Annotated in this window: 10 protein-coding genes and 1 CRISPR repeat array; all 10 genes read right to left on the reverse strand. The window is 42.5% G+C overall.

Annotated features, from left to right (window positions below; translation table 11 throughout):
* Positions 1 to 35 precede the first annotated feature (35 nt).
* Positions 36 to 2469: direct repeats of the CRISPR family, unit length 28 nt; unit sequence TTTCTAAGTCACCTATGCGGTGAGGAAG.
* A gap of 178 nt (positions 2470 to 2647) precedes the next feature.
* Positions 2648 to 3253, reverse strand: coding sequence for a type I-F CRISPR-associated endoribonuclease Cas6/Csy4 (cas6f, locus tag ACT3TU_RS04555; protein WP_225736974.1), 606 nt, complete (start codon positions 3251 to 3253; stop codon positions 2648 to 2650).
* Positions 3254 to 3256: 3 nt separating this feature from the next.
* Positions 3257 to 4267: a type I-F CRISPR-associated protein Csy3 gene (csy3, locus tag ACT3TU_RS04560; protein ID WP_192524387.1), complete on the reverse strand. Its 1011-nt coding sequence runs from the start codon at positions 4265 to 4267 to the stop codon at positions 3257 to 3259.
* A gap of 67 nt (positions 4268 to 4334) precedes the next feature.
* Positions 4335 to 5306, reverse strand: a complete 972-nt coding sequence (gene csy2, locus ACT3TU_RS04565) for a type I-F CRISPR-associated protein Csy2 (RefSeq protein WP_192524386.1) — start codon at positions 5304 to 5306, stop codon at positions 4335 to 4337.
* A complete protein-coding gene (gene csy1 / locus ACT3TU_RS04570; protein WP_192524385.1) occupies positions 5303 to 6682 on the reverse strand; it encodes a type I-F CRISPR-associated protein Csy1 in 1380 nt (459 codons plus the stop codon). The genes csy2 and csy1 overlap by 4 nt, the downstream gene beginning before the upstream one ends.
* A 90-nt stretch (positions 6683 to 6772) precedes the next feature.
* Positions 6773 to 7006: a DUF2188 domain-containing protein gene (locus ACT3TU_RS04575; protein WP_192524384.1), complete on the reverse strand. Its 234-nt coding sequence runs from the start codon at positions 7004 to 7006 to the stop codon at positions 6773 to 6775.
* Positions 7007 to 7268: 262 nt separating this feature from the next.
* Positions 7269 to 10751 carry a type I-F CRISPR-associated helicase Cas3f gene (cas3f, locus tag ACT3TU_RS04580; protein WP_192524383.1) on the reverse strand — a complete coding sequence of 1161 codons (3483 nt, stop codon included), beginning with the start codon at positions 10749 to 10751 and terminating at the stop codon, positions 7269 to 7271.
* Between the two features lie 3 nt (positions 10752 to 10754).
* Positions 10755 to 11750 (reverse strand): type I-F CRISPR-associated endonuclease Cas1f, encoded by a 996-nt coding sequence (cas1f, locus tag ACT3TU_RS04585; RefSeq protein WP_192524382.1) that lies wholly within the window; start codon positions 11748 to 11750, stop codon positions 10755 to 10757.
* Between the two features lie 171 nt (positions 11751 to 11921).
* Complete coding sequence (locus tag ACT3TU_RS04590) at positions 11922 to 12242, reverse strand: hypothetical protein (RefSeq protein ID WP_095570168.1); 321 nt, start codon at positions 12240 to 12242, stop codon at positions 11922 to 11924.
* A 10-nt stretch (positions 12243 to 12252) separates the two neighbouring features.
* Positions 12253 to 12543: a hypothetical protein gene (locus ACT3TU_RS04595; protein ID WP_192524381.1), complete on the reverse strand. Its 291-nt coding sequence runs from the start codon at positions 12541 to 12543 to the stop codon at positions 12253 to 12255.
* Positions 12530 to 13741 (reverse strand): Arm DNA-binding domain-containing protein, encoded by a 1212-nt coding sequence (locus ACT3TU_RS04600; protein WP_095570170.1) that lies wholly within the window; start codon positions 13739 to 13741, stop codon positions 12530 to 12532. The genes ACT3TU_RS04595 and ACT3TU_RS04600 overlap by 14 nt, the downstream gene beginning before the upstream one ends.
* Between the last annotated feature and the right edge of the window lie 2 nt (positions 13742 to 13743).

Below are 13743 nucleotides of genomic sequence, written 5' to 3' on the forward strand. Positions count from 1 at the left end.
AAGATTGCTAGGGAACAGTTAGAGGACGATAGAGATTTCTAAGTCACCTATGCGGTGAGGAAGAACGGGCTGAACGCCCTACCCTTATTTTGCGATTTCTAAGTCACCTATGCGGTGAGGAAGCAACCAAAAACCTTTATGAGCAAAAGTTCTCATTTCTAAGTCACCTATGCGGTGAGGAAGGTGAAACCCGCCGTCAGTAAGCACTGACCTCGTTTCTAAGTCACCTATGCGGTGAGGAAGACTGATAATAACGATGTTACTTTATTTTTAGAGTTTCTAAGTCACCTATGCGGTGAGGAAGAAACTTGAGTATCGTTGAGGACAAACTCAATATTTCTAAGTCACCTATGCGGTGAGGAAGATTGCCCCATTAACGGCACTTCCTACTATTCATTTCTAAGTCACCTATGCGGTGAGGAAGCTTTAGAAGCTGGGTTTTTTGCACAGCTCCCATTTCTAAGTCACCTATGCGGTGAGGAAGCAGAAAATGCACAGACCATCACCCCAAGTGTGTTTCTAAGTCACCTATGCGGTGAGGAAGGGCTTCTTGAGACAGTTTCATAACGTGTACATTTTCTAAGTCACCTATGCGGTGAGGAAGTTAGAAGTTCATAGGAATACAGTATCTACATGTTTCTAAGTCACCTATGCGGTGAGGAAGAGCTGTGGGGAACGCCCACAGGCTATACAAGGTTTCTAAGTCACCTATGCGGTGAGGAAGTTTTTTGATTGCATTTATCGCTGACACTAACTTTTCTAAGTCACCTATGCGGTGAGGAAGGATAAAGCGACTAACCAAGCTATATTGTAATTTTTCTAAGTCACCTATGCGGTGAGGAAGAAAAATTGGCGATAACCGCAATGATGCTGGACTTTCTAAGTCACCTATGCGGTGAGGAAGGGACAGTCGCAACAAGGGTGGGAGTTTGAAATTTTCTAAGTCACCTATGCGGTGAGGAAGGTCTTCATTGTCTTCTAAGCCCTGATCTTGTTTTTCTAAGTCACCTATGCGGTGAGGAAGTCTAACCTTAGTAATTCAAATATTCTCTTATCTTTCTAAGTCACCTATGCGGTGAGGAAGGAGACGGGAATACAGCAGATATGTTCACGATTTTTCTAAGTCACCTATGCGGTGAGGAAGTGCCATTACTATTTGATCTATTTATCGCAACTTTTCTAAGTCACCTATGCGGTGAGGAAGTATTTAATTTATGGATAAATCAAATGTCAAAATTTCTAAGTCACCTATGCGGTGAGGAAGACAATCATTTAGTAACCCCGACTAGCCCAGCTTTTCTAAGTCACCTATGCGGTGAGGAAGGAGCAAAACCACTCTAAAACGTCCAAATTTGAGGTTTCTAAGTCACCTATGCGGTGAGGAAGTTGCTTATTAATGGATAGTTTTGCTTATTAATTTTCTAAGTCACCTATGCGGTGAGGAAGCTGATTGTATTCATCAAATCTTGTTTTTGGGCGTTTCTAAGTCACCTATGCGGTGAGGAAGTTCAGTACGTTTGTATGAACTTCTAATACAGTTTTCTAAGTCACCTATGCGGTGAGGAAGTGCCTCTGCTTCTGAGATTGTAAACTTCTTTTTTTCTAAGTCACCTATGCGGTGAGGAAGTATCTATCGCTTGTACCCACATTGTTTTAGCTTTTCTAAGTCACCTATGCGGTGAGGAAGTAGACTTACTCTTAGACTTAGGTTTTTTAGGTTTTCTAAGTCACCTATGCGGTGAGGAAGATTGAAATTGTGGGCGTTTGGGTATGGGTAGGCTTTCTAAGTCACCTATGCGGTGAGGAAGAACCCTTTTGCATTGGTACAGTAGGGCTTACTTTTCTAAGTCACCTATGCGGTGAGGAAGAAAAAAAGACCCCTTAGCCCAATGTTCTAAGGTTTCTAAGTCACCTATGCGGTGAGGAAGTAACCGTGGTCATTGGCTGCATGGATTGACTCTTTCTAAGTCACCTATGCGGTGAGGAAGTGCGTACACTATAAAATTTCAGTTTTGCATCATTTCTAAGTCACCTATGCGGTGAGGAAGATGCCATACGCTTTGAGATAATTTACGCCACTTTTCTAAGTCACCTATGCGGTGAGGAAGTTTTTTTGGTGTAATCGTACGACCTAGCCTTGTTTCTAAGTCACCTATGCGGTGAGGAAGTCCATAACCAAAACTTAGGACTTCTTCCAATATTTCTAAGTCACCTATGCGGTGAGGAAGGCTAACCATGTGATTATAGTCAGTAATAAACTTTTCTAAGTCACCTATGCGGTGAGGAAGGGCTAGAGTGCTGACGTTCTGCCAGTCGGTCGTTTCTAAGTCACCTATGCGGTGAGGAAGCCCTGAGCAAATCCGAATAACTGCTCAAACGTTTTCTAAGTCACCTATGCGGTGAGGAAGAGGGCATTAGTAGGTACACCAAACATCGTTGCATTTCTAAGTCACCTATGCGGTGAGGAAGAGGAATTATACCTCAAAAAATTTAGTTACAACAAGGCGTGGAGGTCAAAATACCCTATTTTACCCTCCATTTTTCACTCTGTTGTAACTGATTGATTTTATTGCAAGTTTTTAAATAGCTCAAAAAAAGGGTTTTTTGTCCCAATTTTTGGGTAATTCATCATTACCTTATAAGTGGCTTACCAATGGGGAACAGTAACCTTATCTGCCGCATTGTTAATGCCATAGCTGTTAAACGACCCTTGAGTTTCGTTATCTGCCATTTCTTGAATGATAGATAATGCGTAGGGTTGATTGTTGCTGATGCTCCTTAAGTTGATATACGGATAGGGCTTGTTATCCTGCTTGTGTTTGGCGCAGTGTATCAGTGCCGCCTCCAGCGTAATGCCTTTGTGCTCAGCGAATGCTTCAGCTTGCTTAAGCACGTTTTTATGGCGGTAGCGTCTGATCACAACGTGCCCTTTGGCTTTGTCACCAACCTCATTAATGCGCTTCACATGCACATAGTCCGTCAATCGCTCTAGCCATTTATCGAGATCTAGAGTCTCTAAATCCACTTTACTGGGAGCAAAGACTCGAAGTTTTAGACCAAGCTTGGATGATTTACCCTTTTCGTCATAATGATAATCAGGAAAGCTGACACCGACGGAGTCGATGCCGTGATCATTTTTCATCTCCGCTAATGCAATATGTAATTGGGTAAATAGTTTACTCAAAATAAAGTAAGGTGCAATCTCGGGGTCGGGGATTATGGTTATTTCTTGGAAATGGGTCATCTGACTCATAAGTTACTCCTTGCCGCTGGCACCGAATACGCCGCCACGGATAAGTACGCCCATGACATAATGCTGCTGGTTTACGTCTGGCGATTCGCCTTTTAATACCCAGTTATCAAACAGGCTGTAGAAGTCCATTTTATCTTTAGGTTGGCGAAACGCTGTACCCAAAGTCGTGACCGCACCATAAGGTTCGATAGCGATAGGGAACTCGGCTTCAGGATACCAGTCATCGATAGTGCGAATGGCATTGCTGACTTTTTGAGAGTGCATGCCTGCTTTGCCATTGATCTCATACAAGATTTTACTTTTGCTCTTGCCCGTATCGAGTACCAGTTCTTGCGAGGGATAAACTTCTTGACCGTAACCCATTAAGGCAGCGGCTTTGACGTATAAAATGATAAAAGCGTCGCCATTTAAGCCCTTTTCAATCAGCTTAGCCAATTCATTGATATTGCTATCGTCTGTATTGAAGTCTTTTAGTGAAATGGACTTTGCATCAAATTCGACGTCGTGTTTAGTGCCATCAATATCACATTTAACATTAACCTTGATGCTTTCAGCGCCTACACGATTGCGCCACAACCAGCGGGCATTGGCAATATTACTAGCGTAGCGACGAGCCAACTCATTAACGCCTTGGTCATCCAAATAATCCTGTACCGTTGAGACTAAGGCCTGTTGATAATCTTGGTCGTTACAGACGCTAGGTTTACCGGTGAACGGCAACACCTTACAGCTCCACGTTACAATCAGAGTATCATTGGTTTCATCTAATGAGGCTGAGTCTACCGTTTGTAGATTGGCTTTTTGAATCTCGGCATCGAGCTTGGCAGGGTCTTTAGCAATGGCGTTTTTTTGACGGTTGCTAATCGTACCTCTGACAGATTTTTCGTTAATGGTTACAGCACTAATTTTAGCGTTAGCAGTTTGGCTGTCTGTTTGTGCAAAGAAACCATCTGAGATATCAAGGTTACGCTCAAAGGCTAGGACGGATGCAGTTTTTAGGGCTGTTTTTGACATATTATTCTCCATGATTGTAAGAAATTAAAAGTTAATTGAACGGGTTATTGATTAGAACAAAGTAAAATTAAAACTCTCGATTTTGAGTGACTAAATAAAGTGATTCATCAGCATTATAATGGTAACGCCAAAACGCATTAGCAATATCATTATCACCGCCGACACTATTTAGACGCTGCGGATAAACCCACCTGCCAAGGCTATATATAGCTTCAACATATTGACTAGGATATTCAGGATTGCGCACGTTTTGCATCATGCCAGCGTCATATAAATCAGAGATACCTTGATAACCTATCGGCATAGGCACTAACCAACCGTGTCCGCTTTTACGTGAGGTAGTCAGCCACTTTGTATCACCGTTTTTTTGGGTTTTAGGAATATGATGTAGTGTACAAACATCTATCAAAGCGTCTAGTGGCGTCGCGTCTGGGTTGTCTGCTTGCACCTTATCGATAATCTCGACAAAGTCGTCCTGCGCATCCATTAACACAAAAGCCGGCAGTAATTGCGCAGTAATAGAGCTGACGTCATCTTTATCAAAGAATTGCACGGGCTCAAACCTTGCCAAGCCCCTTACGCTACCACCAGCCATACGCTGCTGCTGTAGCCACTGTTTGGTTCTTTGCATGGCATAATCTTGCTGCTCATTAGTTAAGATATCTGTACCTAATATCTCGACTACAAAGGTCATCACCAATCGGCATTTGCCTTCTTCAATTATAGAGGCGGTTTTGCCATCTTTTTTGATAGGATTGCGCGTTTGGTTGAAAGTGTAGTTGTTATAACTATTAGGACGATACATTTGTGGTTGGCAGTCGTGACAGGCAAGAAGTACACCGCCTAAACAGACATCAGAGAGCAGCTCATCATCTACCATTTTTCGTGACATCGCATGAAAGCTACCCAAAAACCCAGTGACAGCGGGGAAGCCATAAGTCAGCGGACTTGAGATAGTATTCGCTCCTTCAATGACGACCTTTTTAAACATCAAATAGCCAACCACACCAATATTATTGTCATCATCTATGCGGCTCATAAAAATACTCCTTTGCCTGCGCGCTCGTAGCGTTTTTTCATATCCTCAATCTCACGTTCCCATTCCAAATGTTCAGCATCACCAAAATCGTTGGCTATTTGCTTAAATTCAGCTTGCATTAAGGTATTGAGCCAACGCGCAAAACGGTGAACGATTTGACTATGCCAAGCATCATCTTCTTCACGTTCTGCTTTGAACTCAGCTTCACCATCAAGGTCGGCGCGTTTGGGATCGAGCCAAAGCTTCTCAATGCGGTCAAGCTCATAGTCTTTTGACCAGCCAGCATGTAGGGTAGTGCGGATATCTTCTGCTGTGGCAAATATCTGATATAACACTTCATCGATAGCTCGTTTGCGTGCGTCTCTGACATCGACAATGTTGCGCGTATCTTTAATGGACTTAAAAATATTTTGGATGGCTTCGCGGGCGTTATATTCCATGCCAGTGCTAAAGATACTATTGGCAAATTTGGATAATTTAAAAGCGCGGTCTTGCTTGATGATTGGTGGCAGAGAAGGAAGGAGGTAATTACGGCCACCTTGTTTACTCATGAGCAGGCTGACGTTTTGCGGCTTAGTGCCACCAAGCTGAACGGTTGCCAAATTATTCAAGCTCACATAAGGACGCTGTTCGGCAGTTTTCTTAAAGCGATTATCGCGTGCGGCTTTATTGTCATCAGAAAATTTAAGATGATTGACGCGTTGGTAAACTTCATGGGTAAGTACAGAAGGATAAAGCGGGACGATATTAATATAATTAAGCTGCTCAATATCGGTCTCTTCATAAGCGCTAATGACCCATAAGGTCTGTTTGTTACGCTCATGAGTGACTGGCTCAGTAATGTTATTTTGCAAAGCCTCTTTAAAGGTTTGGTGGTAAGTATTTGCAAGAGTTTGGTCACTGTTAAGTGAAGCAGAAAAGTCAGTATTATCTGCTAAGATAAGGTCACGAATTTTAGTTGTCTCATTTATTTCAAAATCGAAAAAAGCGGCCAGGGGCAGGGCAGCGGCATTACCATTGGCATCAATATAGCTACTGTCTATTGAGTGCGTACCGACGATGGTTTTGGGTAAATTATTTATGGCTTCAAAACTGACATTATCGCCTTTGGCATCAGGGTGTACCCCTTTTGAGATATGCGTACCAAAATTTAATTGCTTTGCCATGCGCGTTGCAGCGTCAGCAATCCAATTATTGACGCTATATTTATCTTTAGCATCTGCTAAGGTTTCTTTTAACTCTGAAGCCTTTTCATGCTCCTTATTTTCAATGGCTTTAGCGAGCTGCTTTTGCTCGGTTTCAGTCTTTTTGTCGTATTGGCTAGCAAGAAAGGCGTTGACCGCATTGCTTGCTAGCTCTGGGGGTATGTCAGTCATAGATTGTATCCTAAATAACGTTTAGTAATATTCTGAGGATGGCGTATAGATATGGAATACCTATACGCCTTACAGTATCAGAAAATAAGTTTATCGCTTATCTTTAGGGGGATAAGGGTCATTACCATGGCTATCAGCATTGCTGATTCTGCCATCTTTATTATGAATAACTAATTCAGACTCTTGATTGCGACTGATTCCACGTGCATGGTCAACTGCATCTGTTTTGCGCTCATGATGTTTAATGGCACGTTTGCTACCACCACCTTTAACATCCCAGCCACCTTCCGAATTTGGCACAACATGATGTGTTTTTCTCGCCATAATCAATTACCTCGTATGAACCTATAAGTAAAAGCCAACATCAGTATTGAATAGTTGACTAAAGCATTAAAGCATAAGCTTAAATTATAATCAACCATGTCATACATAATATTAAAATAAAATAATCGATTTGTTATTATAGTACACCATTGCTTAAATGGCTTAGAAAATGTCATACACAATATTAAATTTCACCACCGCATAGGTGGATTGGCTCAATCAAGAAGCACGGTTAACGCCGTGCTTTTTTCATGCCAATAACTCACTCCCGCACAAAACCAAAAAACTCATGAAACGCCCAGCCGCGACTGTTATTAGCCTTGATGCTATCAAGTGACACTGACGAGTAGGTAATGGCTAATGAAAGCAAGCTCTTATCAGGCTGTGCCACTTGTAAGTCCTGCAAGACGTCATTCAATGAAGTGCTCAACCACGGCTTTATTTGCGCGTGCTCAAAATTAAAGTCTAGCGGCTGAATGGTTTTATTATGGATGGTAGATTTAACTAAACCTTTTTCAAATACATCTTCTGCATAGTAAGCATCAAATCCTGTCGTTGGCACATCAGTTTCTTCATCATCATTAACCATGCGCGGAATTAATAACCAATCGTCTTGCGGAGTGCCAGCTCGAAAAGGACTGATTTGCTGTAGATGAGTATGCGTACGATTGGCTGTGGCTTTGCTATCCCAGTAAGCATTGACATAGTTAAGCTTAGGGTTGTTAAGGAGATGTCGCATAACTTGGTGTTCGAGGTCGCTCAGCGTTTCTACTGTTTTATCATGAGCTGCTTTAATTCTAGGTCTGGCATCAACTTGTGCTAATTGTTCTGCTGTCATTAGCTCATTCAAATCGTAGCTTGGTGGTTTAAACAGCGTGGTCTCAAATCCTGGATGGGTAAAGATAGGGCGTTTGCCATTAGGGTGTTTAAAGTAGCGAATGTTATATTGCAGCAGTAAGATATTTGGCTCGTCGGCGACTTTATCAGGACGATGCCGCCACACGCGCCCAGCCAGCTGAATGATAGAGCGCATGGAGGAGGGTTCTACGATTGCCCAGTCGTAATCATGGTCGCGCCCGACCTCAGCGACAGGGGTAGCAAGCACTATGAAGATATGATTTTTGGCAGGATTATTAGCAATGATTTGCTTAATCTCAGAATGGTTAAAAATACTAACTTTACTATCGCTACGGTCTAAGATTCTATCTAGCTTATTCTCCAAAGCGTTGCGCAGTAGTAAAAGCTGCTTAGCGTGATAGCACGCTACATGTATAACCGTGTCATCTGGCACCGTTATGCTGTCTGCTTTAAATAACTGCATAGCGATACTGGTAATGTTGTTAATATTGGCAACGCGAATGAGTCCAATGCTTACCCGCACAACTTTATCAGCTTGAAGCTTATTATCAGACACTTCATGATACTGATAGTGCAAGCCTATGGCAGCATCAACCAAAGTCTGCGCCAAAGTGCTATAAAACTGCGACGCTTTATCCTTTGTATAGTTAGCTGAAAAAGGCAGTATTTTTGCCTTACGTCTGATAGGTTGCTGGGCTAAATAGCTGCCACGTTTTTCACAAAATTGTTTATGACTGTTCTGAAAGCCATTAACGTCGCTGCATTGTTCCGATAGCATCGCTTTGGGCTGTTCATCGAACCATGCGCAAACTACTTTTGGCGTAGGTTTATTCTGACTTTGATTAAATAGTTTTCGCCCCTCCATATAGGCTTCAAACAGTCCTGTCACCAAGTCAGGGGTCAAGGTTGCAGATGAAAGCAGCACTCGCGTACCAAAAAGTCCTGCTAGATGCACTAAACGCGACAGCGCAGGCAAGTCCGCTTGATCAAAGTCATCAGGTTCATCGAGTATTAAGTCACTACTGAGCAGTCGCAGCATGGGGGCAATATATTTACCACCACGTTTGCACTCAGAGGCTTGGATAATATGGTCAACGGTGCAGGTCACGATAGGCGCAAATATTAAATCGCGTGCTTTAGGGCTAGCGATGACCGTATCGAGATTCAGCGCCTCATAGTCTTGATAGTCAATGTCGCTATCGACGATTTCATCTAACAAATCTTCGCTGGACTCACTACCAAAATTTTCAGACTCATTATCAGGCTCATCGTTCTTTTTATATTCATCGATAATGTCAGTAATATCATTAGTCTTGTTATCGTATGCCAGCTCAAACAATTTTTTATTGGCGCTACCACCGACTAATATGGCTAACTGGTCACCTGCCAATTTTAAGTTTTTACGAAAGCTTAAACCGGTCTGCAAGGTTAGAATCCGCAGTCCTAAAGCGATAGTAAAGCGCGCTCCTTTTTTTGGGTCAGCTAGAGCGTACATGATACGTGCATTACCGATGGTTTTACCTGCACCTGTCGATGCCATATTAACTCCAAAAAACCCATGCTCGCGCGTGGCTTTTTGCAAACCATAAGTCATCTTAAAAGCTTGATTCTGCCATTTAAAACATTCAATCCCAGTAGGTTTAGCTAATGGATCATGATTACGTAGTGTTGGCATTTCACTGGCAATGATAGGAAGTGCACGACAAAAATGTGCTGTAAAAGCTCCGACACCTAATAGATGCTCCTCAAGAGATTGCTTAACGGTGGGCGTGCTGGCGGTTCGGTCGGTATTAGCGGCTAAATTTTTAAAGCTGCTATCGACTGTGATACAGCGAGAGTCGTCTTCTTTGAGACTAGAATAATTATGGTCGCCTACCATCAAGCATAACCGTGATATATGCAGTAAGAATGGATCGCTGATGGCTTTGTTATCATCAACTGCTTGCTGGCTTAATTGCATTAAGGTCGGGTCATTTAAGGCTTTTTTAGACCAACGCTTGATATTCTTTTGCCAAGCTGGGCTATTAATGACTAAATGCTCAAATTGCCAAAAGTCCTTTAATTGCGCTTTGGTCATCTCCTCTAACGACTTAGGATTTTTTACCCAATAGTCGAACGGCTCAATTTTTCCATAAAACTGATTTAAGTCTCTTTTAATCTCTAACGTATTTTGAGGTAATTGCAAACGTTGAATATCTTTGTAAGGATAAAAAACCTTTTTGATAGGTGGCAAGCGGTGATGAGTGACAATCAGCCAAGCAATCCACTGTGCTAGGGGCGGCATAGCTTTTATATTGACGACATCTTTATTAGCATTAGATAGTAGATTTTCTATATTGTTATTTTCTAACCATTCATTTAAATTCATTAAATGGTCAAGCCATGCTTCGTCAGTGCTGCAATCGCCAATCATCAGCTCAAACAGTTTTAATGATATCCATTCATGCCGATAAGAGTCGCCTTGTTTACTACCGACAAGGAGTTTCTTTTGAAAACCAACCGTTGATTTGCCAATGTCGTGGAGTAATGCAGCAAGTGTAGCGATAATTTGAATACTACTGGCATAACTCCATTCATTCTCCCACTCACTATGCAGAATATTTCTTTTGGTACGGTTCACAGGAACCACCCCAACCTCATTAAACTTGCGTTTATTACCCACGATCCATACCAGCTCCGTCAGCTGGCGCGTCTTATTACGATGACAGCTCACCGCTGTAGACTTGGTCGCTGATTTGCGTAGGAGCTGTTTAACCGTCTGTAAGCCATCTTCGGTAATCGCCGTCTGCCAAACATTATTCCCAATACGATTAGCAAAGGCGTCTAGGATTCTGCGAGTACGTTTTAGCGATTTTTTCTCGCATTGAGATACAAAGGTAACGATCATTTTCTACACCTGCCAGCTTTTATTCATAGCAATCTGTTTAACAGCTTCAAACTGATAATCTAGCGCATGATGTTTGGTAAATAAGTTTAAGCACTCCTGGCGAAACTCTTGCTCGCTCATATTTTCACTAGCACATATAAAGGCGAGGGGTAGTACTAGCGCATCTTTGATAATATCGGCGATATCGAACACCAGTGCCCCGCGCCGGGTCTTGCCATGCATGACTGCAAAACCATGTGGAATACCTAGCGTCCATGCGGTGGTTGCACCCAGTCCGTAGGCCAAATAGTTGCCATGATTGAGAAAGCTATTGGCCTTATCGATACCATCATGGGCGCGAGTAAAACCGTCATAGCCGGTGTTTTTGGCAGCGAGTTTATACAGGTTTTTGGTCAGGCGAGCTTCTAACTGCAATAAGTGCATGACCTCAGTTTGCTGATCGATTTGTCGAATATTGTTATCGATGAGCGCTTTAATGTCATCACGACTGCTATCAAATCCCTGACGTTTTAGATCAACATCTTTGCTCCAAATTGCTTGTAAGTAAGCCAAACGCGCATGTTGTAGCATCTTAGCGGCAGCTAGTCGTTTATCGTCATCCCACCACCAACTGAGCCAACCTTGCACATATTCTGTCGGTCGATACTCGCTCTGCGGGGTCAGCCACTCGACGAAGACTTCGCGCTCAGACCCCATAAATAGCGGCGTACCACCGCCACCGCAAAAGCCCACCAAAACCCCAGCCTGCGACAGTAAACGCATCGCCGCTTGGGTGATGGAGGTGCCCGTACCGAGTAAGATGGAGGTGGTATTGGCAATAGGAATGTTATAGAACAGGTTGGCTTTATCGTCTTCGGTGAGATAGAGAATTCTACCGTCTTTTTGCATGACGCGGCAGTGCGAGAGGTAGTAGATATTGGCACGTTTGGAGTGCAAAATAGTCTTAAGATCAGAGGAGACAAAGCTATTATCGGTATAAGGATTGCTAGGTTTTGCCATAATAGCTCCGTCTATTAAAAGTATCGTAGAATTTGAATACGAATTTACTTTAACGGAACTTTGTTCGTAAAACAATGAATAATATATTTAAAACGACAGTATATGTCGCTAGTTAATTGAATGCGAAACCAGACAACCTAAGTTGTCTGGCAATAAATTTTTTCTAAAAACCTATCTGTCTACAATAAGCTGTCCACCAGAAAAGCTAATACACCCCTCACAAAACCAAGAATTTAATCTCCTTGCATAAGGTACATCTGCTGGGACATCTAATTGATAGGGACGACCACAGTACTCACAGTGTACGTCATCTAAATAAACCTGACATTTTGCAAGTGTAGCAAATAAAACATCAGTCTCCGTGTTGTGGTCATAACAAAGCAGTTCTAAATGCGCTATATAATCACTGGGCGACGCATAGGACCAATACTCATAGCACAGACGCTTTGCTGTATCCTCCAGAGCTGAATCAAAGACGAAGTTCATACTCATAATACCCTCCTTAGTATCCATAGCCAGTTTGAGGTAGGAGCTCGTAAAGCTTACTCTGTAGCTGACTACACATATCATCAACGACATAGTCAGGATTGGCCTCTAAGCGCATTTGAACCCATATGCGCAGCGCCATATGATTATCAAAGCAACTATCAATACTTAGGAACCTAGCCAAACCAGTACCTGACTGAATGCAGAGCTCACAGATGAGGTAGTTAGCAATATTATCTGCGCCATTACTGACATAGCCACTAGGTTTAAACGTCGCATGCAATATATCGTAATCAATCATTTTCATTGTGAGGCCCCTTATCGGTAGATACCTGAGCAATCTGACTGCGATTGACCAATGCTTCAAACGCACTACCATCCTGTCGAGTCATGTTCGGTACATAGCGACTATATGTATTAAACAGCATCTTGGTTGTAGAGTGTCCCATTTGACTGGCAATCCATTCAGGACTTTCGCCAGCAGCCAACCATAGCGTTGCTGCGGTATGACGGGTCTGATAAGCATTGCGCTTCTTCAGACCTAAAACCTTAAGAGTAGGGTGCCAAACACGCTTATTCACATTGTTGTAATCAAGTGGCTCACCCGTATGTGCGCAAAACACATAGTCAGATCGCTTATAAGTGATGGTCTGCTGTTCCTTCAGAGCATCGTAGACCCAAGGTGACATTTGAATTGCACGATAAGACTCTTGAGTTTTAGGAGGAACAATTTTGCCTTTAACATAAGCTTGTTTGATCACAATCTCACGTCGATTAAAGTCAATGTTCTCCCACGTTAACCCATCAATCTCACTCGTACGCATACCTGTAAAAAAACGTACCAGATAATAATTGCGATAGTCTGCTCTCACCCCATTAATAAACGTCCAAACCTCACTTAGTGTGAATGGTTGGATATCCGTTTTAGGTTGCTTGAGCGCATTGATATCGTAGTAAGGATTATCAAATTTATAGCGTTTAGCCGCTTCTTTTAGTATCATACCCAAAGGTACCATTATCGAATTGATGCGTGCCGCTGACAGATGTTTGTTAGCTTTTCCGTACGTTACTTTGGCGAGCGATGAACGGAAGGCTAATACATCTGTCTTTTTTATGAGATGAATGGGCTTAGTCCCAAACTTAACAATCAAGTACATATCAATAATCTCCTTTATTTTGCGCTTGTAAGTATCACGCCATTCAATTTCTTTTTCAGCAAACCATAATTCTGCAAACTGTTCAAAAGAAGGCGTATCGGTACTAATGCATTCCTTGCGGTCGTTTAACGCTACCATCTGTGCCGCTTTATCACTTTTTGGAAAGTACTTAGCGTAGTTGAACAGTCCTAAGATGATTTCTGCTTCCATCTTCTCAATCACTTTTTCAAGCTTCTTGCGATTTGCTGGTGTGTCTGTTAGGTTTGTCGTCTCCCGACAGCGTATACCCATGTAATAAAAATCGACAAATAGCATATTGCTCCCTCTACGGGTTCTAATACTAGCCATCC

The sequence above is a fragment of the Psychrobacter sp. AOP3-A1-26 genome, from assembly GCF_052378235.1.
GTDB lineage: Bacteria > Pseudomonadota > Gammaproteobacteria > Pseudomonadales > Moraxellaceae > Psychrobacter.

Coding starts and splice junctions, on each gene's coding strand:
- ACT3TU_RS04590 (WP_095570168.1), bottom strand. CDS start 12,242: ATGAGTATGAACTTCGTCTTTGATTCAGCTCTGGAGGATACAGCAAAG.
- ACT3TU_RS04595 (WP_192524381.1), bottom strand. CDS start 12,543: ATGAAAATGATTGATTACGATATATTGCATGCGACGTTTAAACCTAGT.
- cas3f (WP_192524383.1), bottom strand. CDS start 10,751: ATGATCGTTACCTTTGTATCTCAATGCGAGAAAAAATCGCTAAAACGT.
- cas6f (WP_225736974.1), bottom strand. CDS start 3,253: ATGAGTCAGATGACCCATTTCCAAGAAATAACCATAATCCCCGACCCC.
- ACT3TU_RS04600 (WP_095570170.1), bottom strand. CDS start 13,741: ATGGCTAGTATTAGAACCCGTAGAGGGAGCAATATGCTATTTGTCGAT.
- csy3 (WP_192524387.1), bottom strand. CDS start 4,267: ATGTCAAAAACAGCCCTAAAAACTGCATCCGTCCTAGCCTTTGAGCGT.
- ACT3TU_RS04575 (WP_192524384.1), bottom strand. CDS start 7,006: ATGGCGAGAAAAACACATCATGTTGTGCCAAATTCGGAAGGTGGCTGG.
- csy1 (WP_192524385.1), bottom strand. CDS start 6,682: ATGACTGACATACCCCCAGAGCTAGCAAGCAATGCGGTCAACGCCTTT.
- cas1f (WP_192524382.1), bottom strand. CDS start 11,750: ATGGCAAAACCTAGCAATCCTTATACCGATAATAGCTTTGTCTCCTCT.
- csy2 (WP_192524386.1), bottom strand. CDS start 5,306: ATGAGCCGCATAGATGATGACAATAATATTGGTGTGGTTGGCTATTTG.